Source organism: Streptomyces sp. NPDC127092, from assembly GCF_042722475.1.
In the GTDB taxonomy this organism is placed as follows: domain Bacteria; phylum Actinomycetota; class Actinomycetes; order Streptomycetales; family Streptomycetaceae; genus Streptomyces.
The window spans coordinates 110,805-137,633 of sequence record NZ_JBHXFE010000017.1 but is presented as its reverse complement, the minus strand read 5'-3'; the positions used below and the strand labels follow the sequence as shown (position 1 = coordinate 137,633).

Genomic DNA, 26,829 nt, shown 5'->3' with positions numbered 1-26,829 from the left:
GTCCCAGGGGACCGGCGGCGCCGCCGCGTGACGGGCCCGCACGGCAGGACACCGCCGGGCTCCCCGGAATCGCCCGGGAACCGGGTTAGCGTGCAAAACATGACGCACCGGACCTGGCAGCCCGAACACCGTCGCCGCCGCACCCGGCTCACCCGCCGGGGCCGGCTCGTCGTCCTCGGCGCCCTGCTCGCCGTCGCCGTCGGGATCACCGTGCCGCTGCTGCTGCTCGGCGGGGACCCGAAGCGCCCCGCACCCGAGAAGCAGCGCACCCTGCTCATCCCGGAGGGCTGGCGCGGCGGCGAGGTGTACGCGGCCGTGGACCGCTCCCTCGGACTGGCCGCGGGGACCACCCGCAAGGCCGCCCAGGCACCGGCCACCGCACTCGCCCTGCCCGCCGCGGCCGGCGGGAACCCGGAGGGCTACCTCTTCCCGGCGACCTATCCCGTCGGCAAGGCCACCACTCCCGAGGGACTCCTGCGCTACATGGTCGACACGGCCGTGAAGCGCTTCGGCGCCCCCGGCATCGCGGAGGGCGCCCGCCGCCACGGCATGAGCGTCCACGAGCTGGTCATCGTCGCCAGCATCGTCCAGGCCGAGGCCGACACCCCGGAGGACATGGGCAAGGTGGCGCGGGTCGTCTACAACCGGCTCGCCCAGGGCATGCCGCTCCAGATGGACTCCACCATCAACTACGCCCTGGGCAGGGACACCGTGGACACCACCCACCAGGACACCCGCATCGACAGCCCGTACAACACCTACGAGCGCCGCGGCCTGCCCCCGTCACCCATCGGCAACCCGGGCGACCAGGCCATGAGCGCGGCCGTCGCCCCGGCCGAAGGCGACTGGCTCTACTTCGTCACCGTCAGACACGGCGACACCCGCTTCACCGCCAGCTACCCCGAACACCAGGCCAACGTCGCCGACTTCAACGAACAGCGACGGGCTGCGGCGAGGTCCTGAGCAGCCGCCGGACGTCGGCGACGGCGGCGCGGCCGGCCCGGTTGGCGCCGATGGTCGAGGCCGAGGGGCCGTAGCCCACGAGATGGACGCGGGGATCCCGTACCGCCCTGGTGCCCTCGACCCGGATGCCGCCGCCGGGCTCGCGCAGCCGCAGCGGGGCGAGATGGTCGATCGCGGCCCGGAAGCCGGTCGCCCACAGGATCACGTCCGCCTCCACGGTCCGCCCGTCGTCCCAGGCCACTCCCGTCGGGGTGATCCGGTCGAACATGGGCAGCCGGTCCAGGACGCCGCGTTCGCGGGCGTCACGGACGGCGTCGTTGAGCGGCAGCCCCGTGACGGACACGACGCTCTGCGGCGGCAGTCCCTTCCGTACCCGCTCCTCGACGAGGGCGACGGCGGCCCGGCCCTCCACCTCGCCGAACGGGCCCTCGCGGTAGACGGGCTCGCGCCGGGTGACCCAGGTCGTCGCGGCGGCGACGTCGGCGATCTCCATCAGGTGCTGGGTGCCGGAGGCGCCGCCGCCGACCACGACCACCCGCTGCCCGGCGAAGGCCTCGGGACCCGGGTACCGGGCCGTGTGCAGCTGGCGGCCGCGGAAGGTCTCCTGCCCCGGGTAGCGCGGCCAGAAGGGCCGGTCCCAGGTGCCGGTCGCGTTGATCAGGGCGCGGGCGGAGTAGACGCCCTCCGAGCTCTCGACGAGCAGCCGTCCTTCTTCGCCGTCGCGGACCGCGGAGACCTCCACGGGCCGGTGCACCCGCAGCCCGAAGGTCTCCTCGTAGTCGGCGAAGTACCCGCCGATCACCTCGGAGGACGGCCGGGCCGGGTCGGCGCCGGTCAGCTCCATGCCGGGCAGCGCGTGCATCCCGTGCACCTTGCCGTACGTGAGCGAGGGCCACCGGAACTGCCAGGCACCGCCCGGCCGGGGCGCGTGGTCGAGGACCACGAAGTCCCGCTCGGGCTCGAAGCCGGTGCGCCGGAGGTGGTAGGCCGCGGACAGCCCGGCCTGCCCGGCCCCGATGACGACGACGTCGACCTCGCGCACCGCGCGGCCCGTGCCTCCGCGGCCGGGGGCCCCGCGCTGCTCCGGCACGTCGTGTACCTCGAAATCGTTCACGATTCCACCAACCGCGCGCACCTCCGGGATCTTCCCGACCTCCCTCCGGGTTCGGATGCGGCGGCTGCCCCCGGTCGGCAGGATGGGCCCATGGCCTTCAGCACCACGATCCTCACGCTCAGCACCGGCTCCACCGAGACCGTCACCGACCTCACCCGCCACTGCGAGGAGTTCCTGTCCCGCACGGCCGAGGGCCGCGACGGCCTCCTCAACCTCTTCGTCCCGCACGCCACTGCCGGCCTGGCGATCCTGGAGACGGGCGCGGGCAGCGACGACGACCTCCTCGCCGCCCTCCACCACCTCCTCCCGGCCGACGACCGCTGGCAGCACCGCCACGGCTCCCCGGGCCACGGCCGCGACCACGTCCTCCCGGCCCTGGTCCCCCCGCACGCCACCGTCCCGATCGTGGGCGGCCGGCTGGAACTCGGCACCTGGCAGTCGATCTGCCTGGTGGACACCAACAAGGACAACCCGCAGCGGCAGGTGCGCTTGAGCTTCCTGGGCTGATCGGGCCGGTCAGGCACGCGGCAGGGGCGCACGCCGGGTATCTGGTCAGGAGGGAAGTGCCAGCAGAAGCAGGGGCTCGGTCGTGGGCTGGGGGGAACCTCCGGCCGGCTCCAGGGTGAGCCCCACGGCTCCCGCGTCCGCGGGGTTTCCGGCGAGGATCACGGTGCCGTCGTGATCGATCAGTCCGGCCGGGCGCATGGTGCCGTCGTGGTCGAGCCACAGCTGGTACGTCTTCCCGGCGCCGGGTGCGGGCAGGTTGGCGGCGGTGAAGACGGCCTTGTCCTGCTGGTCGGACGCGACGACGGTGGTCAGGGCTCCGTTGGCCGTCCTGCCATGGACCGTGCGGGCATCCGGGGCCGCCAGGACGGAACTGACCGCGTCGAGCTGCTGCTGGGCCTGGCGGGCCTGCTGTTCCCCCTCCTGTGCGCTCTGCGTCTGCCAGACCGCGACGCCTCCCAGCGCGGCGGCCGCGACGCTGGCGGCGAGCGCCCAGGGCACCGCGCGCCGACGGAGGAAGCCACCGAGGGCGGGCGCCACACGGGGGGCGGGGATGCGCGGGGGCAGCTGGCGTACGCCGTCGATGGCCGCCATGACCTGGGCCTTGGCCGCGGCCGGGGGAGTCTGGGAGACCGCCGCGGCGAGGCGCGCCGTGGTGGCCTCGAACTCGGCGGCTTCCTGCCGGCATGCCTCACACGTCCGGAGATGGGCGTCGAAGTCCTTGCGCTCGTCTTCGTCGAGTGCGCCCAGGGCGTAGGCGGCGACGAGGGTGTGGGCGTCGGTGGCGTGGTGTTTCATGTGGTCACCCCCATGCAGTCGCGGAGACGGATGAGCCCGTCGCGCATGCGTGTCTTGACGGTGGGAAGCGGCGTGCGCAGGGCTTCGGCGACCTCACGGTAGGTCAGGCCCCGGTAGTAGGCCAGGGTCACGGCCTGGCGCTGGAGCTCGGTCAGGCCGCGCAGACAGCGGCGTACCTGTTCGGACTCCATCCGGGTCTCGACCTGTTCGGCGACCTCGTCGAAGGCGGTGGTGTGCTCGCGGGCGGCCTGGGCGTGCTCGCGGTCCGTGGCGGCCTGGGCGGAGCGGACCCGGTCGACGGCCCGGCGGTGGGCGATCGTCGCCGCCCACGTGGTGACGGAGCCGGCATCGGGGCGGTAGCGGGCGGCCTGGCGCCACAGGTCGAGCATGACCTCCTGGGCCACTTCCTCCGACTGGGCCCGGTTGCGGACGACCTTGAGCACGATGCCGAAGACCAGGGGTGCGAGGGCGTCGTAGAGGGAGGAGAAGGCCTGTTTGTCGCCTTGGGCGACGCGCTGCATGACGTCGGTGAGGTCGTTGCGCTCGGCGTCGGCGGGACGGCCGGTGCCGAAGGGGATCGGTTGGTTCACCTGCGCCGCTCCGGCTGTGGGGAGAAGGCGAAGGGGCGGCCTGGGCCGGCCGTCGGGGGGCGGGGCGTCCATCGCATGCCGCTCCTTGTGTCGTCGCTCGTGGGGTGCCGGACCGTCCCCGGAGACGGTCCGCTGTGAGGAATCCGTTCGTGTGTCGTCCGTTCTTCGTAGCGGACGGCCCTGCGGATGGGTGGGCTCTTCCTCACCGGCACCACCTGCGGGTAGCCCGGTCGGGGGAAGTGGAGCGCCGACGCGGCGCCGGCCGTAGCACGGTCCCGAAGGCCTGGCGGCCGGGCAGGCCGGCGGAGCCCTCGACCCCGCGGCGGCGACCGCGCCCCGTGTGCCGCGCATCTGCACCGGACCCCGCGCCGGCGCCCTCGCGGTCCGACGGCGGCACGGCGCACGGTTTCACTCCTTCGAGGGCCGGACCAATCCGCCGGCCGAGGCTCGCCGAATGCCGGGTGTGAGCAGCTTCCGCAGCAAACTCGTCCGTGCCGCACGCGGCACGTCGGCCGGACTCCTGGCCGCCTTCACGGCGTTGGCCGTGGCCGAGCTCGTGGCCGGACTGGTGCGCCCCGCGGCAGGGCCGGTGACGGTCGTCGGGGGCGCGGTGATCGACCGCACTCCGGCCGCGGTGAAGGATTTCGCGATCCGGACCTTCGGAGAGAACGACAAGATCGTCCTGCAGCTCGGGATCCTGACGATTCTCGCCCTCATCGCCATGGCGCTGGGCGTCCTCGCCTTGTCGCATCGGCGGGCCGGGGCAGCAGGCGTACTGCTGTTCGGAGTCGTCGGAGCGGCAGCCGCCCTGAGCCGGCCGGACGCCACCGGAATCGGCGACTTACTCCCCTCGATCGCCGGAGCGCTGACGGGCGCCCTCGCCCTGCACGTCATGGCGTCCAGGGCCGTACCCGCCCCGGACCCCGCCGGCGAGGTCCGCGAGGACAGCGCCGGCGGGTGGAACAGGCGCGGCTTCCTCACCGCGGCCGGTGTGACCGCCGTGGCGGCGACCTCGGCAGGCGCACTGGGACGGTTCCTGACCGATCGCCGAGGCCGGGGCGCCGTCGCCTCCCGCGAGAGCCTGGTCCTGCCCAGGCCCGCCTCACCCGCCCCCGCCGTCCCCGCGGGCGTTCAGCTGAAGATCCCCGGTGTCACCGCCTTCACCACCGCCGGCTCCGACTTCTACCGCGTCGACACCGCTCTGACCGTGCCGAAGATCGACGCCGGCACCTGGCGGCTGCGCATCCGCGGCGAAGGCGTCACCCGCCCCCGCACCTACACCCTCGACCAGCTCCTGGCCCGCCCCCTCATCGAACGCGACATCACCCTGACCTGCGTCTCCAACGAGGTCGGCGGCCCCTACGTCGGTAACGCCCGCTGGCTCGGCGTCCCCCTCGCCGACCTTCTGAAGGAGGCCGGTGTCATCCCACCGTCACGGGGAGGGAAAGCCGATCAGCTGGTGGCGCGGTCGGTCGACGGGATGACGCTCGGCTCCCCGGTCGAGGACGTCATGGACGGCCGGGACGCGATGCTCGCCGTCGGCATGAACGGCGAACCCCTGCCGTTCGACCACGGTTTCCCGGTCCGGATGCTCGTTCCCGGCCTGTACGGGTACGTGTCGGCCTGCAAGTGGATCACCGACATCGAGCTCACCACCTTCGACGCCTACGACCCGTACTGGGTGAAACGGAAATGGGCCCGCAGGGCGCCGGTCAAGACCCAGTCCCGCATCGACACCCCCAGGCCCTTCGCCCGCCCCGCCGCCGGAACCGTCACCGTCGCCGGCGTCGCCTGGGCCCAGCGCCGCGGCATCACCCGCGTCCAGATCCGCGTCGACGACGGGCCGTGGCAGGACGCCGATCTCGCCGCCCAGGCAGGCGTCGACACCTGGCGTCAGTGGTCCTACCGCTGGAACGCCACCCCCGGCGGACACGACATCACCGTCCGCGCGACCGACGGCACGGGCCAGGTCCAGACCGAGCAGCGCACCCGGACCATCCCCGACGGAGCGAGCGGCCGGCACAGCGTCTTCGTCACCGTCACCCAGACCACCGGACGGCCGAAGGCCGCACCGGTCAGCACCACCTCGTGAACATCCGGACAGAAGCCTCCCAAGGAGTCTCGATCATGAACAGCACGAACATCCGCCGCACTGCCGTCGCCGTCGCCGCAGCTGCCCTGCTGCCCCTCTCGCTGGCCGCGTGCTCCGACTCCGACAGCGGCACCAAGGCCGCTCCGTCCAGCGCGGCGGGCGACGGGGCGAAGACCGGCGCGACGCCCACCGAGGGCGCGACGACCGGCGACCAGCCCTTCGGCCCCGCCTGCGCCGGCGTGCCGAAGGAGGGCGCGGGCTCCTTCGACGGCATGGCCAAGGACCCGGTCGCGACCGCCGCGTCGAACAACCCGGCCCTGTCGACCCTGGTCGCCGCGGTCAAGCAGGCCGGCCTCGTCGACACCCTCAACAACGCCCAGAACATCACCGTGTTCGCGCCGACCGACGACGCCTTCGCGAAGATCCCGAAGGCCGACCTCGACAAGGTCCTCGCCGACAAGGCGACCCTCACCAAGATCCTCACCTACCACGTGGTCGGAGAGAAGCTCACCCCGAAGCAGCTGGAGAACGGCAGCTTCGAGACCCTGCAGACGGGCACGGTCACCACCAAGGGCTCCGGCGAGGACTACACCGTCAACGACACCTCCAAGGTCGTCTGCGGCAACGTCAAGACCGCCAACGCCAACGTCTACATCGTCGACACCGTCCTGATGCCCGAGTAGCCCGCGGCGGGCACACGGTCCGCGAACGGCCGTGCCACCGGCCCGTCCCTCGCGGGCGGACCGGTGGCACGGCGTGGGCGTCAGCCCTTGTGGATCACGATCGAGCCGCCCGCGAGCGCGGTCGTCGGGTCGGCGTCGGGTGCCGCGCCGATCTGGTTGTCGTAGACGAGGGTGTCGTCCGCGGTCTTCCAGACCCTCATCCGGAAGGTGTCCGGCGTGCCGTCGGTCGCGGTCAGCATGAACGAGTACCCGGCGCTGCCGTTGACGGTACCCGTGCCCTTGTAGATTGCCTTGTCACCGGCCACCACCAGCCACTGGTAGTCGGCGGAGTGGAAGTTCAGGTTCCCGGCCTTGAACTGGAACTCCGTGCTGCCGGTGGGCACGCTCGCGCCCTTCTTGTACTTCGACACGAAGCCGAAGTTCGCGCGGCCCGTGGCCCCCGGGTCGGCCGGGTAGGCGCCGGCCGGCGAGGTGATCCAGCCGCCGCCGGTCACGAACCCGCCGTCGGGGTCGTACACGACGACGAAGCCGCAGTGCCGGGTGTCGGACCCGCCGTCGTCGTCCGTGACGGTGACGGCGATGTCGTAGATGCCCGCGGCCGCGTACTGGTGCGTGCTGCCCACCGGGGAGCTCACTCCGGGAGTCCCGGTGGTGGTGCCGTCGCCCCACGCCACCGACATCGTGTGGGTGTCGAGGGTGCCCGGGTCGGTGAACGTACCGGAGAAGGCGACGTCCGTGCCGACCGCGTGGGGGTCGACCGGGCAGGTGGTCAGGGTGAGGTCGGGGGCGACGTTCTTGACGGTGACGGTCGCGGAGTCGTCGTCCGTGAGGCCGTTGTCGTCGGTCACGGTGAGCGTCACGGCGTCGCTGCCGTCGTCGAGGCCGTTGTACGTGGCCACGGGCGCGGAGGCGTTGGCCAGTGAGCCGACGCCGGCGTCCGCGCCGCTCCAGGCGTACGAGACGACGCTGCCGTCCGGGTCGTGGCTGGCGGAGCCGTCGAGGGCGACCGCGGAGCCCTCGTCCACGGTCCTGTCGGGCCCGGCGTCCGCGACGGGCGGCAGGCAGTTGACGGTGACGACGACCTTCGGGAAGGTCACGGAGGCGTTCTGGTCGTCGTGGTAGACGACGGACTTGTTCACGTCGAGCGGCCCGCAGGGGGCGCCGCGGTGCTTCACCTGGTAGGTGATCTCCAGGTTCTCGTCCCCGAGTTCGGCCCGGGACCAGGTGAATCCGTCCGCGGTGACGTTGTTCACGGCCGATCCGGCGAGGTTGGCGGTCACCGTGCCGGGCACGAGCTCCCAGGGCGCGTCGAGCGTGACGGCAAGGGACGGGTGGGTGGCGCCGGGAACCACGACCGCCTCGACGATCTGCTTCAGGAGGGTGTCGAGGCTGCCGAAGTCACCGGCCGAGAAGGTGTTGTCGGAGCCGGGGCCGCTGGCGATGACCTCCAGCGTGGCCTGCTGGATCCCGCCGCCGACGCCCACGGCGAGAACGGTGGCCTTGGCCTGCAGGGCCGCCGCCTCGGCGGCCGTGTTGCCGCTGGTCGGCTGGCCGTCGGTGATGACGATCACCAGCTGGTTGCGGGCGGGGTCGTCGGGGCCCATGACGGCGTTGGCCTCGGCCAGGCCGCAGGCGATGCAGGTGCCGGTGTTCTGCTTGGGATTGGTGTCGATGGCGTTCAGGACGGCGTCCTTGTCGCCGCTGAGCGCGCTGACGGGCGGCGTCACGCCGTCGGCGAAGCCGACGACGCCGACCCTGCCGCCGTTGGTGAAGAGACCGTGGGCCGCCACGCCGTTGACCACGCTCTTGGCGAAGTCCTTCAGCTGGCCCCACTCGGTGCCGTCGATGCTCCCGGACTCGTCGAGGACGAGCACCAGGTCGGTCGGTGTCGACTGGGTGCTGGACTCGCCGTCGAGTCTCAGCTTCACGGTGGAGGTGCCGTACCGCGCGACGGCCGTGGGAAGGGCCGAGGCGTCGGGCACGGGCGCCGCCGAGGCGCCGGGCGCCAGGGCGACCAGGCCGGTCAGGGCGAGGGCCAGGACCGCGAGTCTGGCCAGGAGCCTCCGTACGGGCATGGGCATGCGCGGACGCGTCGATAACGCGTGCATCGATTCCCCCCTAGGAATCCCCGCGGCGGGACGGGCACGCCGATGTCCCCGTCTCCGCCGGTGTCCGAGCACGGACAGTGCCGAATTGTGTGCGTTACGTCAAGGGATCGTGCGGATCGGGCATGTGTACGTATCCCTGTGCGCGCCGCCCCGGTCGGCGATGATGGAGCCATCACCTGCGACGAGCACGCGAGGAGCGACGGATATGCCCACTTCCGGGTCCGTGCCGAGGCCACCGACGATCGCCGACGTCGCCCGCGCCGCCGGGGTGTCGCGGACGACGGTCTCGCACGCGCTCAACGGGATCGGCAAGGTCGATCCGCGGACCCGGGAGCGCGTCAGGCACGTGGCCGCCGAGCTGGGTTACCGGCCCAACCTGCGGGCGCAGCGTCTGCGGCGCGGGCAGGCCAGGGTCATCGCGCTCGCCTCGTCCATGCCGGTCGCCGTGGCGGGCGGGCCTTCGCGGCTCGGCTTCTACATGGAGATCGCCGCCGCCGTCGCGGAGAGCGCGCTGCTGCACGGTTACGCGCTCGTGCTGGTGCCGCCCGTGCGGTCCGGTTCGGGTCTGGACTCCGTCGACATCGACGGGGCCATTGTCGTCGAACCCGACGTGAACGACGCGGCGGCGGCGCATCTGAAGGAGCGGGGGCTGCCGTACGTCGCCCTGGGCAGGCCCGTGTCGCCGGAGGAGGCGGCGCCCTACGTCGACCTGCGCGGCGAGCTCGTCGCCGAGAAGCTGTTCTCCCACCTGTACGAGCAGGGCGCCAGGCGGCCGGCGCTGATCGTCGGGTCGGGGGAGCGGCACTCGTCGGTCGACGCCCGTGCCGCGTACGAGCGGATCGCCGAGGCGTACGGCTGGCCGCCGACCGTGGTGACCGCACCCGAGACGGGCGGCGAGGAGGCCGGTTACCGGAGCTGCGCGGAGCTGCTCGCCACGCACCCGGAGACCGACGCCGTCTGCGGGCTGGTGGACGCGTTCGCCGTCGGGGCGGTCCGCGCGATCAAGGACAGCGGGCGCGCCGTACCGGACGACGTCATGGTCGTCACCCGGTACGACGGCCTGCGGGCACGGACCTGTGAACCGCCCCTCACGGCCGTCGACCTCCACCTGGACCGGGCGGCGTCCGACGCGGTCGAACTGCTCCTCGGACGGCTGCGCGGCGACGTGGCCACCGACGAGGTGGTCACGTCGCCCGAGCCGCGGGTGATTCCGCGCGCGTCGTCGCTGAGGATCACCGCCCCAGTATGAGGACCAGCCCGGAGACCAGCGCGAACCCGAGCACGGACAGACGCATCCTGCGGGCGTCCAGCCGGCCGTGCACCAGGCGGCTCAGCCACGCGCCGGCCGCGACGGCCGGCAGGAGCAGCACCGCCCGGCCGAGGTCCCCGGGATCACCCTGCCCGGTGGTGAACAGCAGCACCAGGGAGGCGACTTCACCGACGAGGAAGCAGGCGGCGACGGTGGAGCGCAGCTCGGCCGGCGGCCGGTGCTGGTAGACCAGCGCGAGCGGCGGACCTCCGACGCCGGTGGCCGTCTCGGTCAGTCCGGTCACCGCGCCCGCCGCGACGTAGGCGGCCCGGCCGGGGGCGAACGCGGGGGCCGCGAGGCTCAGGCCCGCCGCCAGGACGGTGGCGACGCCCACGAACAGGCCGAGGCCGCGGTCCGGGATCAGCCAGAGCAGGGCCAGTCCGCCGGGGGTGGCGGCGAGCCGTGCCGCGCTGATCCAGCCGGCCCCGCGCAGGTCGAGCGAGGCCCGCTCGCGCCAGGCGACGTACGCGTTGAGCGGGATCATCGACGCCAGGACGAACACGGGGAGCATCCCGGGGTCCAGGATCCCGGCCACGGGCGCGACGATCAGCGCGAAGCCGAGCCCGCTGCCGCCCTGGACGAACGCCGCGACGGCCACGGTCACGGCGAGGACGGCCAGTTCCGGCGTGCTCACCGCGCGGCGCTCCGTCCGCGTGCCGCGACGGAGGTGTGGTGCACCCGGGTGATGGCGGCCTTCGACACGGCGGTGCGGGCCAGTCCGGCGGCTCGCCGTACCAGCGCGGGGCCGTCCCAGGAGGTGGGCCGGCCGCGCCAGAGCCGCATCCTGCCGCCGACGAACACCGCGGTGATCTGGTCGCGGTTGCCGCGCCGCACCAGCTCCCACGGCAGGTCCCAGGAGAGGGCGAGTTCGGGGTTGGTGACGTCGACGAGGAGGAAGTCGGCGGCCAGGCCCTCGGCGACGGTGCCGGTACGTGCCCGCAGGCCGACGGCGTCGGCGCTGCCGCGGGTGGCGTGTTCGAGCCACGTCCAGCCGGCGCCGCACGAGGAGTCGCCGCTGGCGAGGCCGTACGCGATCCGCTGGGCGAACTCGGCCGCCTCGGCGAGGCGGAATCCGTCGCCCCGGGTTCCGTCGGTGCCCAGGCCGAAGCGGATGCCGCGCTCGGCCATGGCCAGGGCGGGAGCGACCGCGTTCCCCTTCCACGCACTGGCGACGGGGTTGTAGCTGACGGCGGTTCCGGTGTCGGCGAGGAGGGTCAGTTCGCGGGGCGTGAGCATCGTGGCATGGGCGGCGAGCAGGTGGGGGCCGAGCGCGCCGACGCGGTGGAGGTGTTCCAGGGGACGCAAGCCGTGCCGTAGCAGGGAGCGCTCGACGCCTGCCAGGTGCTCGTTGACGTGGATCTGGACGGTGGCTCCCGCCTCCGTGGCGAGCCGGGTGACGCGTGTCAGGGTCGGGTCGGTCGCCGCCTCGGGGACGGAGACGGCGAGCGAGGGGTGGACGAGCGGGTCGCCGGCGTACCGGGCGAGGTGCCGTTCCGCCCGGTCGGCGACGGAGCGGACGCCGGTGGCGCGTTCGCCCTGGTGGGGGTCGTCGCAGACGAGCCCGAGCACGCAGCGGATTCCGGCGTCGCGGGCGGCGGAGGCGACGACGTCGACGTCCACGCCGGCCCGGGTCCCGGCGTCGGCGACCGTGGTGAAGCCGCCGCGCAGGGCCTCGTACGCCGCCAACTTGGCCGCCACGTAAGCGGATTCCTCGTCCAGTGCGCCCTCCAGCGGTACCCACACCCGCCGGAAGATCTCGGACGGCTCCCCGAAGGCGAGCGCGGAGCCGAAGCTCTGCGTGAGGTGGTGGTGGGCGTCGACGAAGCCGGGCATCAGGAGATGGCCGGGCAGCCGTGTCCCGTCGAGGTGGGGATGCGCGCGCCGGAGCTGGTCGACGGGGCCGACGGCACGGAACGCGCCGTCGGCGACGACCACCCCGAAGCCGTCGGCAGGCCCTTCGGGCAGCAGGACGGCGTCCGGTACGAGGAGGAGCGGGCCGGGCCCGTCGAGGAGCTCGGGGACGATCGGGTTCATCGGTCACTTTCCGTGCGGCCGGCGGCCAGGCGGGCGGCGACGCCCGGCCTGACGTGGTGGAAGAGGACGTTGAGGACGGCGGCGACGAACGCGCCGACGGCGACACCGCTCTCGAGGAGGATGCGGAGGTTCGGCGGGAAGCCCGCGTACACGCCCGGGACGAGGATCGGCAGCAGTCCGAGCGCGAGGGCCACGGCGCAGACGAAGGTGTTCGTGTGCCGGTCGAGGTCGGAGCGGCCGAGCATCTGGATGCCGAGCACGGTGATGACCGCGAAGACGACCATGGCGGTGCCGCCGATGACCGCCGGCGGTATGAGGCTGATGGCGCGGGTCACGGGGGCGAGGAAGCCGATGGCGACGAGGACCACGCCGGCCGCGGCGGTGACGAAGCGGCTGCGGACGCCGGTGACGCGGACGATCCCGATGTTCTCGCCGCTCGTCACCATCAGCGGCAGTCCGAAGAACCCGCCGAACAGGGAGGTGACGGCGTCGCCGCGGATGGTCCGGGGGACCGTGGTGCGCGGGTCGACGTCCTTGCCGACCGCCTCGGCGTTGATCACGGTCTGGCCGGTGGCCTCCGCCATGGAGGCGAGGCAGTAGAGCATCAGCGGCAGTGCGGCGAGGAGGTTGAACTCGGGCGGGCCGAACGGCATCAGGTGCGGCAGGCTGACCAGACCGCCCTCCACGGCGTGGCCGGCGCCGACGTGGCCCAGCACCACGGCCAGCGTGGTGCCCGCCAGAAGCCCCAGCATGACCGCGAGTTGGCGCAGGATCCCGGTGAACAGCAGGTAGAAGACGACGGTGAAGCCGATCGTCGCCACGCCGAGCCCCAGGTTCGTGGCGTCGCCGAAGCCCGGTTCGCCGGGACGGCCGGTGACCAGCACGGCGCCGACCTTCACGAGGCTGACGCCGACGATGACGATCATCGTGCCGATGACGAGGGCCGGGAAGAAGGCGAGCAGCCGCGAGAAGACGGGCAGGACGACGAGGGCGAAGACGGCGGTGAGGACGACCGCGCCGGAGGCCGTGCGCAGACCGTGTTGCTCGGCGATGGAGAGGAAGAGGATGAGCGGCGCGCCGCCCGGCAGCATCACGAAGGGCAGCCGGGGCCCGAACCTCCACGGCCCCAGCGACTGGATCAGGGATCCGACTCCGCAGAGCACGAAGGCCGCGGAGAGCAGGTCGACGGTCAGGCCGGCGTCGAGGTGGAGGGTGGCGCTCATCAGGAAGATCGCCGAGATCGGCGTGGCGGCCATGACGAGGACGTGCTGGATTCCGAAGAGGAGGATCCGGCCCAACGGGCGGGACTCGTCGACGGGATGGACCTCCGCGGGGCCGGCGGGCTCCGGCGCGGGCGGCTGATCCGTACCGGGGAGGGTCGGGCGGGGACTGGACACGTTCGAGCTCCGATCGGCGTGCGACACGGACGGGTTCGGCTGCTGCGGTCCGGCCCTGGACGGGGAGCCAGAACGATGTGCCATGGAGTGGCCAAATCGATTTGGCCGCCAGTATGTGAGGGCACCCCAGGCCCGTCAAGGGTTCGCGCAGGGATGCGGTGACCGAGCGGCCGGCCACCCCCCGAGCAGGGAGGGGGCGACGAAATCCGCAGTCGAGGCGGCCACTGCCCATGGAATCAAGAGTTACCGAAGGGTTTTGGTTAAAAAACCATGGGTCGCTGGCTTGCGTGCTGACGTGCCCGTCCGCCAGGATCTGTGTCTGGCCCGGGCCGTGAGCCCCGGCCCCCTCACGCCTCCACGTCTGGACGCCTGGCCGCGCACCGGCAACCCCGTGCCGCCAGCCGGTGAACCGCCTGATCCGCGCGGCCGCCCGGACCCCTTTCGCAGCTCTCCGCGCGACGCGACGTCGCGCCCCTCTCATTCACCTACCCTCAAGGCAAGGCAGAGATGGCACCACTGGCCTCGCGCCGACGACCCCTCACCACCCGGCATCCGGTGGACGAGGTACTTCCGCTCCCCGCCCTCGCGCTCTACGGCTTCCAGCACGTCCTGGCCTTCTACGCCGGCGCGGTGCTCGTACCGGTGATCCTGGGCAACAGCCTCGGCCTTTCCCGGCAGGAGCTCGTCTACCTCATCAACGCCGACCTGGTCACAGCCGGGATCGCCACCGTCATCCAGGCGTGGGGCTTCTGGCGGATCGGTGCCCGGCTGCCGCTCGTCCAGGGCGCGACGTTCACCGCGGTCTCACCCATGATCGCCATCGGTCAGGGCGCGGGCGGCGGCACCGCCGGTCTCCTCGTCGTGTACGGCGCCGTCATCACCGGTGGTGTCGCGGCCTTCCTCTTCGCCCCCTTCGCCGGGCGGCTGACCGCGTACTTCCCGCCGGTCGTCACCGGCACCCTCCTCACGGTCATCGGCATCGTCCTCATCCCGGTGGCGCTCGAGGACGTCGGCGGCGGCTCGGCGCTCGTCGGCGGACCCCACTACGGGGACCCGGCCAACCTCGCGTACGCGGGCGGCACCCTCCTGTTCATCCTGCTGGTGGTGCGGTTCGGCGGCCCGGCCCTGCGCGGCATCGCGATCCTGCTCGGACTGGTCGGAGGAACCGCCGTCGCCTGGCTGCTCGGTGACGCCGACCTCGGGGCGGTCGGCCACGCCGACTGGCTCGGCGTCAGCACGCCCTTCCACTACGGCCTGCCGCACTTCTCGGTCTTCCCCATGCTGGCGATGGTCGTCGTCATGCTCATCACCATGGTGGAGACGACGGGAGACGTGTACGCCATGGGCGAGATCACCGGACGGAAGGTCGACGGCGACACGGTCAGCCGCGCGCTGCGCGCCGACGGCGTCGCCACCGTGCTGGGCGGGGTGCTCAACTCCTTCCCGTACGTGGCGTTCGCGGAGAACATCGGTCTGGTCCGCATCTCCCGCGTCACCAGCCGGTTCGTCGTCGTCGCGGCCGGCGTCTTCATGATCCTCATCGGCCTGGTGCCGAAGGCGGGAGCGGTGGTGGCCTCCGTCCCCCACCCCGTGCTCGGCGCGGCGGCCGTCGCGATGTTCGGCATGGTCGCCACCGTCGGCATCCAGATCCTCGGCAAGGTCGACCTCCGGGAGGAACGCAACGCCGTCATCCTGGCCGTCAGTCTCGGCGCCGCGATGCTCCCGACGGCCGTCGAGCCCTTCTTCGAGCGGATGCCGACCGAGGTGCGGGCCGTCCTGGGCAGCGGCATCACGCTCGGCACACTGACGGCGGTGCTGCTGAACCTGTTCTTCCACGTCTTCGAGAGCCGCCGGAAACGGGAGGTCATCGACTGGGACGGGCTCGCCGCGTACGACGAAGGGGCGGGCACGCAGACCGCCACGGCCCGCTGACCTTCCCGCTCCGCCGGGCCCGGCACCCCGCGGCCCGGCCCCCCGAGGTGATCCGCAGTGTCCACACCCCCGTTCTCCCCCGCCCAGGCCCGGGCGGCCCGACTCCGCATCGGCCTGAGCCGCGAACAGACAGTCGTCGGCATGGCGCAGTTGGGCCTGCACCGCCCGGTGGCGGCCCTCGCCGCCTGGGAGTCGGGGGCGGCGGCGCCTTCGGAAGACGAACTCTTCGCCCTGGCCGACGCGTTGTGGTGCCCCGTGCCGGTGCTGATGGACCTGACGCCGAGGTCCCTTCGCGAGCACCGCCTCGCCCGGCGGTTCAGCGCCGAGCGGCTGGCCCGGCGCATCGGCATGGACGTGCGCGACTACGCCCGCGCCGAGAACGACCACCACTGGAACGGAACCGACCGCCAGACCCTGCTGCTGGCGGACGCCCTCGGCCTGGAACCGGGCGAACTGCTGCGGGTCATCGGCCGGGCCGGCGACCTCGACGCCCGGCTCCGCCAGGCCGTCGAAGGCCGGTGGAAGCAGCACGCCGCCCCGCTCGCACGGCACGTCGGCGCCCCCGAGCGCACGGTCGCGCGGGCGCTGCGCACCCTGCACCAGGAGTACGCCCGTTTCAACGAGCGCTACATGGGCCATCTCGTGGCCCGCAGCGACGACGAGCGGCTGAAGGAGATCGCCAGGGAGCGGACCGAGTGGCTGCACGACCTGCCGGACCGCTTCCTCCACCTCGTCGCCGGTGACGGCCGGGCCTGACGTCCGGCCCGGCGGCGCTCGGCCTGACGGGCTCGCCCGGGCGCCGGGCGCGAGGGATCCTGGAGGCATGGTCCGAGTCAACGACCAGGTCGAGGCGCTGCTCCAGGAGTACGCCGACCTGATCGCGATCCGGGGAGGCGAGGCCTTCAAGGCGCGTGCCTACGAGAAGGCCGCACGTGCGGTCGGCGGCCATCCGCAGGACGTCTCCACCCTGGACGCGAAGGGACTGCGCGAGATTCCGAACGTGGGGAAGTCCGTCGCCGACAAGATCCTCGAGTACCTGCGGACCGGCCGCATGTCCGTCGTCGAGGAGGCCCGGACGTCCGTGCCGGCCGGAGTGCGCGAGCTGATCACCATCCCGGGTCTCGGGCCCCGCAAGGCCATGGTCCTGTACGAGGACCTGGGCGTCACCACCGTCGACCAGCTGGTCGACGCCATCCGCCGGGAACGGCTGCGCGACCTGAAGGGCTTCGGGCAGCGGACCGGGGAGAACATCCTGCGCGGCATCTCCGTCCTGCAGAAGGCGGGTGAGGGCCGGATCCTCGTCAGCGCCGCCCTGGACGTCGCCGAGCAGCTCGTCGCGGAGCTGTCGGACCTCCGCGGCTGCGTCCGGTGCACGTACGCGGGATCCCTGCGCCGGATGAAGGAGACCATCGGCGACATCGACATCCTGGTGGCGGCGCGCCGGTCGGCCCCGTTCATGGACGCCCTCGCCGCCCTTCCGCACACCGCCGAGGTGATCGCGCACGGAGCGAAGAAGACCTCCGTACGGACCGACACCGGCCTCCAGGTGGACCTGCGGGTCCTTCCCCCGGAGTCCTGGGGCGCGGGACTGCAGTACTTCACCGGCTCCAAGGCACACAACATCCGCACGCGCGAGATCGCCGTGCGCCACGGCCTCAAGCTGTCCGAGTACGGGCTCTTCGACGCCGAGAGCGGTGAGACCCTCGCCTCCGAGACGGAAGAAGCGGTCTACGAGAGGCTCGGACTGCCCTGGATCCCGCCGACGCTGCGCGAGGACCGGGGCGAGATCGCGGCCGGGCTGCGCGGCGAACTCCCCGAACTCGTGACGGAGAAGGACGTCCGGGGCGACCTGCACACCCACACCGACCTCACCGACGGCCTGGCCCCGCTGGAGGACATGATCGCCGCGGCGGCCGCCCGCGGATACGCCTACTACGCCGTCACCGACCACGCCCCGAACCTGTACATGCAGCGCATGACCGACGAGAAGATCCTCGCCCAGCGCGCGCGGGTACGGGCACTCGACGGCGCGCACCACGGGATGCGGCTGCTGCACGGCACGGAACTCAACATCGGCCCGGACGGCTCCCTGGACTGGCCCGACGCCTTCCTCGCGGACTTCGACATCTGCGTGGCATCGGTCCACTCGCACTTCAACCAGAGCAGGAGCGAACTCACCCGCCGTCTCGTCCGCGCCTGCGAGAACCCCCACGTGGCCGTCATCGGCCATCCCACGACCCGTCGGATCGGCAAACGCCCGGGCATCGACGCCGACTTCGACGAGGTCTTCGCGGCCTGCGCCCGGACGGGCACCGCGCTGGAGATCAACGCGCATCCCGAGCGGCTCGACCTGCGCGACGAGGACATCCTGCGGGCGAAGCGGTACGGCGTGAAGTTCGCCGTGGACTCGGACGCGCACTCCACCACGCACCTACCGTACGTGCGCTACGGCGTGGCCATGGCCCAGCGCGGCTGGCTGACGACGGACGACGTCATCAACACCTGGCCGCTGACGAGACTGCGCCGGTTCCTGGCGAAGAAGGGACCGCACCGGACGGGCACCTGAAGCGCCGCCCGCCGCTGACCTCACGTCCGACGCGGCCGGCGGGGCGTCCCGTACCGATCACGGAACGGCCTCTGCCGCGACGGGCGCCGTGTGCCCGGCGCACGCGCGTTCGGTTAACCTGGCTGCGCCGGGTGGGCCCGGCTCGGTGCCGCTGCCGGATCACGGTGCCGCCGCGGTGGAAGGCAGAAGACCGCACGGGCAGAGGCGGATCACAGGGTGAGAGACGGAGATCGGGCGAGGCATCGTGGATAAGGTCCTGCTCACCGCCGCCGCCCTCTACGCGATCGTTCTGCTCCGGGCCGGAGGGACGTTCGCCGTCGGGTGGCTCGCCGGGGCCGGCGCCCGGCGCAGCAGGTTCGCCGGGCGGATCTCCTCGGCCAGGTTCCGGCGCGCGGAGCGGGCCATCCAGCGGTGGGGCGCGCCCGTGGTGGCCGTCTCGTTCCTGACCGTCGGCTTCCAGACCGCCGCCAATTTCCTCGCGGGCAGCATGCGCATGCCCCTGACCCGCTACCTTCCCGCGCTGTTCCTCGGCGGAGCGGCCTGGGCGCTGCTCTACGCGACCGCCGGACTGGGCGCGCTCGAAGTGCTGGGAAGGCTGTTCGCCGAGCGGACGGCACTCGGGGTGGCCGTGGTCGCCGCCCTCCTCCTCGCGGTCTGCGGCGTGGTGGTCCACCGCAGGAGGAAGGCCGCCGGGCCGCCCCGCGACACCGCGGCCGAGGAGTCCTGAGCCCACCCTCGCCGCGTGGCGCCGCACGACCGGGACGCCCCGCCCTCTGAACTATCTTGGGCAGCAGCGAGTCGAGAGGGAGGCACCCCGTGTCATCTGGCCAGCAGGCGCGTGCGCAGGCAGCCGCGATCACGCCGGGCAGGCGGTCGGAGGAGGCGGAGACGGCTTCTCCGGCCTCTCCCGCCGAGCGGATGCGGGAGCTCTTCGGCGGCCACCGGCTGTCTCCCGCCCAGCGGCGGATCGCCCAGTTCCTCACCGACCACCTCACCGAGGCCGCGTTCCTGTCGATCACCGAGCTCGCGGAGCGGGTGGGCGTCAGCCAGCCGTCCGTGACCCGGTTCGCCGCGTCCCTGGGGTTCAGCGGCTATCCCGCGCTCCGGGAGGCCCTGCAGCCCATCGCGCTCAGCGCGGTCGCCGGGGCCGCCGACGACCGCGAGGGACGGCTGCACAACGAGATCCAGGCGGCCGTCGACGCCGAGATCGAGAACCTGATGTCCCTGCGGCGGGTGTTCGCCGACCCCGACCGGATCCTCCACGTCGGCCGCGAACTGGCCCGGTCCGTGCCGCTGACCGTGCTCGGCCTGCGGATCTCGGTCTCCCTCGCCGAGTACTTCGCGTACGCCGCGCGGCGCATCCACCCGGACGTCCGGGTGGTGACGCGCGGCGGCAGCGTCGCCTACGACACCCTGCTCCAGGCACGCGAGGCGGGCGGGACGTGGGTGCTGGCCTTCGCGATGCCCCGGCACGCCAAGGAGACCCTGGCCGCCCTCAGGGCCGCCCGCGGCGCGGGCCTGCGCGTCGCACTCATCACCGACCTGGCGCTCGGGCCGCTCGTCGACGAGGCCGACGCGGTGTTCACCGCGGGCACCGGATCCCGGCTGGTCTTCGACTCGTACGCGGCGCCCGGGGTGCTCTCCTCGGCCATCCTCCAGGCCATGGCGGACGCGGACCCGGAGCGCACGCAGCTCCGGCTGGAGAAGTACGAGCAGGCCGCGGAGCAGCACGCCTTCTTCCTGGACGAGTGAGTCAGGAGGTAGCGGGGCGGGCGTGGACCGGGGGCGGTTTCACGCCCTCGATCTGCATGAAAATTTTCATTCTCTTGCTTTCTCTTCAGTAAGTATATTTACTGAAGGCGCCCCCACGGGCCCGAACAAACACCGCAGGGCTGCCCCCTCCTCCTCAGACGGCCCTCGTGTTTCAACGGCGCGGACCGCGCCTCGCGCGGTCGGCACTGTGGCGGCTCCGGTCAACCCCTGGGCCGGAGCCGCCACCACCTCACTCCGCCGGTCCGGTCCCGTAGTCCTCGACCAGGGTGGCGAGGAGCTCCCGCAGCGCCTCCGCACGCCGCCGGTCCTCGCGCTGGGTCCGCAGGGCCTCGTCGGTGGCGCGCAGGCGGGCCAGCGCGGCCGGGTCGCCGTCCATGAGCAGATCGAGCCCCGGGTCGGTGATCAGGTCCAGGCACGCCGTGAACAGGCGCCGGGTGGCGGCTGCCGGAGGCTCGTCGTCCGGAGCGCCGAACCACGGCGTCACATGACGGACGGGATCCGACAGGCTCCAGCCGACCACGGCGCCGTGCTGCACCAGGAGCGCCACGTCCGGGGCGATGCCGATCCGCGCCTCCAGCGGCTCGTCGAGCACGTCGAGGTCACGCAGCCCGGTCAGGACGGCGTCCCCCGGCGCCCGGCACAGCACCGCGCACGTCTCCAGGCGGAAGTCCCGCGCCTCGTCCGCGACGAGGCCACCGGGGCGCACCTCGGGCGTGTCCGGAAGGCGGGCCGTGTCCTCGGCCGAGGCGGACTCCGGCGGAAGCTGGAACCCGACTGCCGCCAGCCGCCGCCCGGCGGGCTCGAAGCGGACCTCGTCCGGCGTGTCCCACAGCCACGCCCCGCTGCCGAAGGTCTCCGTGCCGAACCGCTCCCGCTCCGCCTTGCCCACGGCAGGGTCGATCCGGACCGACCCGCCCTCGAACCGGGGCGTGAGGGCCAGCGGGGTGTCCGTCACCGTCGCCGTCCAGCCGTCGTCGCCCAGCGTCACCCTCATGCCCGTACCCACCTCGTCCGCCGCTGCCTCATGTGCCGCCTCACTCGCCGCCCTGTCCGGTGTCCTACTTGATCTGCACCGCGGGCGGCATGAAGCCGTTCTTGCCCGGAATCCTGCCCTCCACGATGTCCTCGTGGGTGATCGGCCGGCCGGCGTCCGTGGCCTTGGCCCCGTTGCCGACCGCCGTCGCCCCCGATTCGCCCAGGACGCCGGACGGACCGTACGCGGTGATGGCCTGGCCCGCCTCCGAGCCGACGCCCTTGGTCACGACCACGTCGTCGCCCTGGCGGAAGATGAGGTTCCCGGCGCCGCCCGTCGACCGGTAGACGGCGTCCGGGTTCTTCAGGATCTCCAGGACCCGCTCGTCGCTGAAGCCGTGCATCGTGTCGCCGTGGTAGTCCGGATGCTTCCGGAAGCGGCCGTCGGCCGCCCGGTCGATCACGTTGTCGGCCGCCTTGACCGCCCGCTGCCTGGCCTTCTCCTCCGGGCACTTGGGCGCGAGGCCCAGCGGGTCGCACCCGGTGGCCGGGTTGTCGACGTAGGCGACGGGGTTCGGCGCGGGCGCCAGGCCCAGCGGGTCCGGGGAGGCGTAGCGGCCGGTCTCGGGGTCGTAGTGCCGGAACTGGTTGTGGTGGAGACCGGTCTCGGGGTCGTAGTACTGGCCGGGGAAGCGCAGCGGGGTGTACGCGCTGCTGTCCCGGGCCCAGGCCGTGGTGCCCCACAGCGTGCTGCGGGTGCGCCAGGCGACGGCGCCCGACTCGTCGATCAGCTCGGTCGGCGTGCCGACGAGGTCGGTGGCGATGGCGAAGAAGCGCCGGTCGATCTCCTCCTGCCGGCTGTCGGCCGTGAGGATCCGCTCGGTCTGCGCCAGCGGCACGACGTCCCGGTGGTCCCAGGTCAGGGCGACCGTGTGCGGGTCCTCGGGGCGGTGGCTGGTCTGCTCGCACAGGGTGAGGCCGTCCCAGGTGAACCGGACCTCCTCGACCACGCTCTCGCCGTCCGCCGCCAGGCGCTGCTTCGCGGTGCGGCGGCCCAGCGGGTCGTAGCGGTAGCGCCACCGGGTGCCGTCGGGCGTGGTGACGGAGGTGAGGCGGTTCTCGGTGTCCCACGTGTAGCGCCAGGTGTCGGGCCCGCGGGACAGCCGGGTCTTCTGCCGCAGCACGATCCGCCCGAGCGCGTCGTGCTCGAAGCGGACCCCGCCGGCGCGGGTGATCCGGGTACCGGAGTAGACGCGCTCGCCGACGGCCTCGCCGCCCGGGTGCCGGTCCGGCCAGGACGCCGAGGTCTGGTTGCCGGCCGCGTCGTACGCGTACCGCTCCGTCCAGCCCCGGGCGTGGACGGCGGTGACCCGCCCCAGCGGATCGAGGTCGTAGGTGCGGGTGCCGGCGAGCCGGTCGGCGACCGAGACCAGCCGGCCGTCGGCGCGATAGCCGTACGCGCGGCCGAGCACCGTCCGGGATCCGGCCGTGACGTGCTGGGCGGCGAGCCGGCCGGCCTCGTCCCAGGACGAGGTCAGCGTCAGCGACTCCCCGAAGACGCGGGCGAGTTCGCGACCCTCGGCGTCGTGGCGGAAGCCGATCTCCCGGCCGCCCGTGGTCAGCCGCAGCGGAAGACCGTCGTCGGCGTAGGCGTACGAGGTGACGTGGCCGGTCGGGGTGGTGCGGCGGACGCGCCGGCCGAGCTCGTCGTAGCGGTAGACCATCGGCCGGCCGTCCACCGACTCCGTCTTGACCCTGCCGCGGCGGTCGTACTGGTAGCGCAGCTCGCCGTCCGGGCCGACCGCCTCCAGGAGCCGGCCCGCCCGGTCGTACGCGTAGGTCGTCACCCGGCCGTCGACGTCCTTGCGGATCACCTGCCCGAGCTCGTCCCGCTCGAAGGCGATCCTTCCGCCGAGCGCGTCGGTCCGCTCGGCGACCCGGCCCTCGGCGTCCACGCGATAGGTCAGCTCACGCCCGTCGAAGTCGGTCTCGGAGACGATGTTGCCGACCGCGTCGTAGCGGTAACTCCAGCTCAGGCCCTGGGCGTTGGTGACGCGGGTGAGCCGCAGGTCCCGGTCGTGCTCGAAGGTGTGGCGGGTGCCGTCGGGGCGGGTGGTGGCCAGCGGCAGGTCGAAGTGGGTGTACTCGTAGCGGGTGACGCCGCCCGAGGCGTCGGTGTGCGTCAGGCAGTTGCCCTCGCCGTCGTACGTCCACGCCTCCGTGGCGCCGTCGGGACCCGTGCGGCGGGCGAGGTGCCCGTCGGCGCTCCACTCCAGCACGGTGACCCGGCCCGTGGGGTCGGTGATCCGGACCGGCCGGCCCAGGCCGTCCCGTTCCGTGCGCGTGGTGGCCCCGGTCGGGTCGGTGACCTCGACGGTCCGTCCCGCCGCGTCGCACACCACCCGGGTCGTGTTCCCGAGGGCGTCGGTGACCGAGGTGAGCCGGCCCGCCTCGTCGTAGGCGGAACGGGTCGTGTTCCCGGCCGGGTCGGTGACCGCCGTACGGTTGCCGCGCTCGTCGTACGCGTACGCCGTGCGGGCTCCGTCCGGTCCCACGACCTCGACCGGAAGTCCGAACGGGCCGCGCGTCACGCGGAGTTCGGACCCGTCGGCGCGGACGGCCGAGACCGTCCGGCCCTCCGCGTCGTACCCGAAGCCGGTGGTGTGGCCGAGCGGGTCGGTACGCGAGAGCAGGTTGCCGTCGGCGTCGTGGCGGTACCGCGTGGTGTGGCCGAGGGCGTCCGTGGTGGCCGCGATCCGGCAGCCCGGACCGATCAGATGCCGGGTGACCCGCCCGTCGGCGGTGGTCAGGAGCGTCGTCCGGTGGCCGGTCGCGGCGTCCGGTTCGCCGTACGCCAGGGTGATCTGGACGTGCCCGGCCTCGCCGCCCTCGGCGACCACCCGGTCCCGGTCGTCGTAGACGTAGTCGTAGCGGTGCCCGTTGGAGTCGGTCCAGGCGACGACCCGGTGCCGCTCGTCGTACGCGAAGGTGGTGACGGCACCCGACGGCCTTGTCACCGTGGTCAGTTCGCCGCTCTTGTAGCCGTACGACATCAGCGGAACGACCGCGCCCTCCGTGCCGTCCGCGCCAGGGACGGTCAGGGTCAGGCCGGTGACCCGGCCGTCCGCCGTGGCCAGCCGCAGGGCGTGTCCGGCCGAGTGGACCAGGGCCAGGGGCAGACCGTCCTCGGCGCGCTCCACGGTGACCGTGTGCCCGTTGCGTTCGGAGAGCCCGGACAGCCAGGCGGTGCCGTCGCCGCCGGGCTCCGCGCCGCGCGGGGCGGCGAAGTGGCGCACCACGCCCGCGTCGGGATCGGTCAGCGCGTAGTCGCCGTCCGCGTCCCTGGCGAGCAGGGTCCGGCCCCGGCCGGAGCGGGAGCGGGTCGGGGCGCCGGGCACCGGATGCGGGTAGGTGATCAGGAGCCCGTCGGCGGTGACGTGGACGACGCCGACGGCGTCGACCTCGAGGCGCTCGTCGACGGTGGACGACCAGGCGCGCCCCAGGAAACGGCCGGTGGCCAGGCCGGACTCGGTGCGCCGGGTGAACAGCAGCGGCAGGATGCCCGGGATCTCGGCATCGGTGTACGGCAGGTACATCCGGCCCGTGGCCAGGTCCACCGGGTCCGTGCCGTCGTGGACGCGCTCGTGGTCGCCGCGCTGGTGGGTGCCGTCCGGGCTGTCGTCGACGAGCTTGCGCACCCGCGCCGCGTCCGCCGCCTCCTCCGCGATCCGCACGCCCTTCGCGGCGGCTCCGCCGCCACCGGTGGCGACCGTCAGCGCGATGTCCGGGATCAGCCGGCCGAACCCCTCGGCCGGGTCCTTCATGAAGTCCTTGACCATCTGGGTGCCGGTGCCGACCGGGTCGTTCACGGCCACCACCAGACCGGCGGCCAGGCTGTTGAGCGAGGTCGCGTACTCGGCCGGATGCGTCAGGTTGTACGGATCCATCGGGTTGACCGAGCGGACGAAGTTCAGGATGCCCGCCGTGCCCTTGACGAGGCCGCCGCCGACATGGTCGCCCATGATCTGCATTTCCTCGTAGCCGTCGCGCACCTGCTCGGCGTACGAGGGCTTCTGCGGCGCCATGTCACGGGCGGCGCGGATCGCCGAACGCGCGTTCTCGGCGGCGGAGTTCCGCTGCCGGCGCGCTTCGGCGAGGATGTCCTGCGCCTCCTTCATCAGCTTCTTGCCCGGGTCGTCGAAGGTCGCGGCGGGCTTCGGAGGCAGCGAGGAGGGGTCGCGCTTGTCGGCGGGCCGGGCGTTGTAGCGGTCGACGGCGCTGTTGTAGTCGTCGACCTTCTTCCGGTGGGCGTCGGCGGCGTCCTGGGAGGCCTTGACGCCCTCCTTCCACTTGTCGATGGCCGTCTGGGCCTCGCCCTGCGCCCAGGTGACGGTGTCGGCGAACCGGTCGAGCGCGCCGATCGCCTTCGAGCAGGCGTCGGCGGCGGCCCACCACTTGGGCGGCTGGGTGCTCACGGCCGTCCGCAGCGCCTCGGCGGTCTCGCCCTTCAGCTGGGCGGAGTCCAGGCCCTTGAGACCGTCGCCGGTGTCGTCGAAGGACAGCTGGAAGGCGCGGAGCCGGTCCGCGGTGGCGTTGATCTTGCCGGGGCTGCCGTAGATCAGCTTGGTCTTGTCCTCGGTCTGCCCGAGGTCCATCTCGTCGACCTCGGCGCCGAGCCGGTTGGCGACCGAGCGGGACTGCTCGCGCACCCAGTCCGCGCCGGACTCCCAGCCGACGTCCTCCAGCCGGTCCGCGGTCCAGTTGCCCGCGTCCTCGACGCGGTTGCCGACCCACTCGACGCCGTCCTCGACCGCGTCCTCGACCACGTCCGGCGTGATGTCACTGATGAAGTCGCCGATCCCCACCGTCATTCACCCCCGGACCCGGCCTGCCGCTCCTGCTGCTTCGCGCGCTCCTCCGGCGACGGGCCGAAGGTGTCGTCGAGCGCCTGGTTCCACTGCTCGTCGGACACGCCGAGGAGCTCGTTGAGGATCCGCGACTGCCGGCCGCCCTGGCCCTCCGTCATCACCGTGCGCCCGGTGTCCTTCCAGGTCTGCGCCATCTCCTGGCCGGCCTTCTCGAAGGACTCGGGACTCCAGTCCGGGTCCAGGTAGTCCGGCGTGAAGATCTCGCCCCAGTCCTGCTTGGCGATGTCCTCCTCGCTCGCGTGCGGATTGCCGCCCATGATCGAGTTGGCACCCACCTTGAGCGCCCCCGCGATGTACTGGTCGTGCTCCCACTGGGTGCCCGCCGCCAGACCGAGCCGGGCGGCCAGCTGGCTCGCGTCCCGGACGAGGGCGCGCACGCCCCACTCCCAGCGCTCGCAGAAGTCCTCGAAGTCGACCGAGAGGCCGTGGTGCCCGGCCTCCATGCCCGTCATGGCGAGCTCCGAGAACCCCTTGCCCATGACCGAGCCGGTGGCGCCGCCGAGGTCGCCGAGCTGGTCGATGGTCGCGCCGACGCCCTGGGTGAACTTGGCGACCGAGGCCTTGTCGAGCTGAAGGTCCGCGCCGTCACCGCTCATGACCGTCCCCCTCCGTCACCGGCCGGGCGTCCGCCCGGCCATGCGTCTGTTGACCGTCCGCCGTTGTCGGTGCATCCACCGCGACCGCGTCCGGGACGATGCCGACGACCGGCGGGAAGAACATCGAGCCGTCCTCGGTGGCGATGTCGACCGCGAGTCCCGCGGGTTCGCCCAGGGACGGCACGATCTCGTCGACGATCCGTGCCCCGAGGAGCGCCGCGTAGTCCATGGCCCGGTCGCCCGGCCCGTGCCGCAGGGCGAACCGGGCCAGCGCGGTCTCGTCGGTGAACCCGCAGATCCACCGCACGCCGCCGGCCCGCACCGACCAGAGCCCGCCGTCGGCCACCGGCACGAGCAGGACCGAGCGGCGCATCTCGCCGACCAGCGCGCGAGGGTCGTCGCCACCCCTTCTCCGTTCGGCAATGCGCTCCGCGAGCGCCGCCGCTCCTGGCTGATGCACGGCCCCTCCC

The 26,829-nt window shown here is 72.9% G+C and carries 21 protein-coding genes; 10 read left to right on the top strand and 11 right to left on the bottom strand.

Going from position 1 to position 26,829, the window contains the following annotated elements:
- Positions 1-99 precede the first annotated feature (99 nt).
- Positions 100-963, top strand: coding sequence for an endolytic transglycosylase MltG (gene mltG, locus ACFWJO_RS16820; RefSeq protein WP_386865729.1), 864 nt, complete (start codon positions 100-102; stop codon positions 961-963).
- Here the strand turns inward: mltG and ACFWJO_RS16815 are convergent.
- A complete protein-coding gene (locus tag ACFWJO_RS16815; protein ID WP_386865750.1) occupies positions 929-2,005 on the bottom strand; it encodes an NAD(P)-binding domain-containing protein in 1,077 nt (358 codons plus the stop codon). The genes mltG and ACFWJO_RS16815 overlap by 35 nt on opposite strands.
- Positions 2,006-2,167: 162 nt before the next feature.
- Here ACFWJO_RS16815 and ACFWJO_RS16810 point away from each other — a divergent pair, with 162 nt between their 5' ends.
- Positions 2,168-2,584 carry a secondary thiamine-phosphate synthase enzyme YjbQ gene (locus ACFWJO_RS16810; RefSeq protein WP_386865727.1) on the top strand — a complete coding sequence of 139 codons (417 nt, stop codon included), beginning with the start codon at positions 2,168-2,170 and terminating at the stop codon, positions 2,582-2,584.
- Between the two features lie 45 nt (positions 2,585-2,629).
- Here ACFWJO_RS16810 and ACFWJO_RS16805 read toward each other — a convergent pair whose 3' ends face one another.
- Both ACFWJO_RS16805 and sigK read right to left on the bottom strand, forming a co-directional pair.
- On the bottom strand, positions 2,630-3,379 hold the full coding sequence (locus tag ACFWJO_RS16805; protein WP_386865725.1) for an anti-sigma factor domain-containing protein: 750 nt from the start codon (positions 3,377-3,379) through the stop codon (positions 2,630-2,632).
- The gene (gene sigK, locus ACFWJO_RS16800) at positions 3,376-3,969 is read right to left on the bottom strand and encodes an ECF RNA polymerase sigma factor SigK (RefSeq protein ID WP_386865723.1); all 594 of its coding nucleotides are present in this window, start codon (positions 3,967-3,969) and stop codon (positions 3,376-3,378) included. The genes ACFWJO_RS16805 and sigK overlap by 4 nt, the downstream gene beginning before the upstream one ends.
- A 454-nt stretch (positions 3,970-4,423) precedes the next feature.
- Here sigK and ACFWJO_RS16795 point away from each other — a divergent pair, with 454 nt between their 5' ends.
- Positions 4,424-6,061 (top strand): molybdopterin-dependent oxidoreductase, encoded by a 1,638-nt coding sequence (locus ACFWJO_RS16795; RefSeq protein WP_386865721.1) that lies wholly within the window; start codon positions 4,424-4,426, stop codon positions 6,059-6,061.
- 35 nt (positions 6,062-6,096) lie between these two features.
- The gene (locus ACFWJO_RS16790) at positions 6,097-6,744 is read left to right on the top strand and encodes a fasciclin domain-containing protein (protein WP_386865719.1); all 648 of its coding nucleotides are present in this window, start codon (positions 6,097-6,099) and stop codon (positions 6,742-6,744) included.
- An 80-nt stretch (positions 6,745-6,824) separates the two neighbouring features.
- Here ACFWJO_RS16790 and ACFWJO_RS16785 read toward each other — a convergent pair whose 3' ends face one another.
- A complete protein-coding gene (locus tag ACFWJO_RS16785; protein WP_386865717.1) occupies positions 6,825-8,825 on the bottom strand; it encodes a PKD domain-containing protein in 2,001 nt (666 codons plus the stop codon).
- Between the two features lie 232 nt (positions 8,826-9,057).
- Here ACFWJO_RS16785 and ACFWJO_RS16780 point away from each other — a divergent pair, with 232 nt between their 5' ends.
- Positions 9,058-10,101 carry a substrate-binding domain-containing protein gene (locus tag ACFWJO_RS16780; RefSeq protein WP_386865715.1) on the top strand — a complete coding sequence of 348 codons (1,044 nt, stop codon included), beginning with the start codon at positions 9,058-9,060 and terminating at the stop codon, positions 10,099-10,101.
- Here ACFWJO_RS16780 and ACFWJO_RS16775 read toward each other — a convergent pair.
- The 3 genes from ACFWJO_RS16775 to ACFWJO_RS16765 are packed head-to-tail and all read right to left on the bottom strand — an operon-like array spanning position 10,085 to position 13,592.
- Positions 10,085-10,795 (bottom strand): sulfite exporter TauE/SafE family protein, encoded by a 711-nt coding sequence (locus ACFWJO_RS16775; RefSeq protein WP_386865713.1) that lies wholly within the window; start codon positions 10,793-10,795, stop codon positions 10,085-10,087. The two genes, ACFWJO_RS16780 and ACFWJO_RS16775, sit on opposite strands and share 17 nt — an antisense overlap.
- A complete protein-coding gene (locus tag ACFWJO_RS16770) occupies positions 10,792-12,195 on the bottom strand; it encodes an amidohydrolase family protein (protein ID WP_386865711.1) in 1,404 nt (467 codons plus the stop codon). Before ACFWJO_RS16770 ends, ACFWJO_RS16775 begins: the two co-directional genes overlap by 4 nt.
- The gene (locus ACFWJO_RS16765) at positions 12,192-13,592 is read right to left on the bottom strand and encodes a uracil-xanthine permease family protein (RefSeq protein WP_386865709.1); all 1,401 of its coding nucleotides are present in this window, start codon (positions 13,590-13,592) and stop codon (positions 12,192-12,194) included. The genes ACFWJO_RS16770 and ACFWJO_RS16765 overlap by 4 nt, the downstream gene beginning before the upstream one ends.
- A gap of 555 nt (positions 13,593-14,147) precedes the next feature.
- Here ACFWJO_RS16765 and ACFWJO_RS16760 point away from each other — a divergent pair.
- The 5 genes from ACFWJO_RS16760 to ACFWJO_RS16740 all read left to right on the top strand — a co-directional run bounded on the left by ACFWJO_RS16760 (position 14,148) and on the right by ACFWJO_RS16740 (position 19,842).
- Positions 14,148-15,524 (top strand): nucleobase:cation symporter-2 family protein, encoded by a 1,377-nt coding sequence (locus ACFWJO_RS16760; protein ID WP_386865707.1) that lies wholly within the window; start codon positions 14,148-14,150, stop codon positions 15,522-15,524.
- A 57-nt stretch (positions 15,525-15,581) separates the two neighbouring features.
- Positions 15,582-16,280, top strand: coding sequence for a helix-turn-helix transcriptional regulator (locus ACFWJO_RS16755; RefSeq protein ID WP_386865705.1), 699 nt, complete (start codon positions 15,582-15,584; stop codon positions 16,278-16,280).
- Between the two features lie 67 nt (positions 16,281-16,347).
- Positions 16,348-18,090 (top strand): DNA polymerase/3'-5' exonuclease PolX, encoded by a 1,743-nt coding sequence (gene polX, locus ACFWJO_RS16750; RefSeq protein ID WP_386865703.1) that lies wholly within the window; start codon positions 16,348-16,350, stop codon positions 18,088-18,090.
- Positions 18,091-18,334: 244 nt separating this feature from the next.
- Positions 18,335-18,817 (top strand): DedA family protein, encoded by a 483-nt coding sequence (locus tag ACFWJO_RS16745; protein ID WP_386865701.1) that lies wholly within the window; start codon positions 18,335-18,337, stop codon positions 18,815-18,817.
- Between the two features lie 89 nt (positions 18,818-18,906).
- Positions 18,907-19,842: a MurR/RpiR family transcriptional regulator gene (locus ACFWJO_RS16740; RefSeq protein WP_386865699.1), complete on the top strand. Its 936-nt coding sequence runs from the start codon at positions 18,907-18,909 to the stop codon at positions 19,840-19,842.
- Positions 19,843-20,092: 250 nt separating this feature from the next.
- Here ACFWJO_RS16740 and ACFWJO_RS16735 read toward each other — a convergent pair whose 3' ends face one another.
- The 4 genes from ACFWJO_RS16735 to ACFWJO_RS16720 form a co-directional block, all read right to left on the bottom strand.
- Entirely contained in the window at positions 20,093-20,857 is a 765-nt protein-coding gene (locus ACFWJO_RS16735) for a hypothetical protein (RefSeq protein WP_386865697.1), read from the bottom strand.
- Between the two features lie 64 nt (positions 20,858-20,921).
- Positions 20,922-25,700, bottom strand: a complete 4,779-nt coding sequence (locus ACFWJO_RS16730; RefSeq protein ID WP_386865749.1) for a putative T7SS-secreted protein — start codon at positions 25,698-25,700, stop codon at positions 20,922-20,924.
- 2 nt (positions 25,701-25,702) lie between these two features.
- A complete protein-coding gene (locus ACFWJO_RS16725; protein WP_386865695.1) occupies positions 25,703-26,359 on the bottom strand; it encodes a hypothetical protein in 657 nt (218 codons plus the stop codon).
- Positions 26,349-26,819, bottom strand: a complete 471-nt coding sequence (locus ACFWJO_RS16720; protein WP_386865693.1) for a hypothetical protein — start codon at positions 26,817-26,819, stop codon at positions 26,349-26,351. Before ACFWJO_RS16720 ends, ACFWJO_RS16725 begins: the two co-directional genes overlap by 11 nt.
- Positions 26,820-26,829 lie beyond the last annotated feature (10 nt).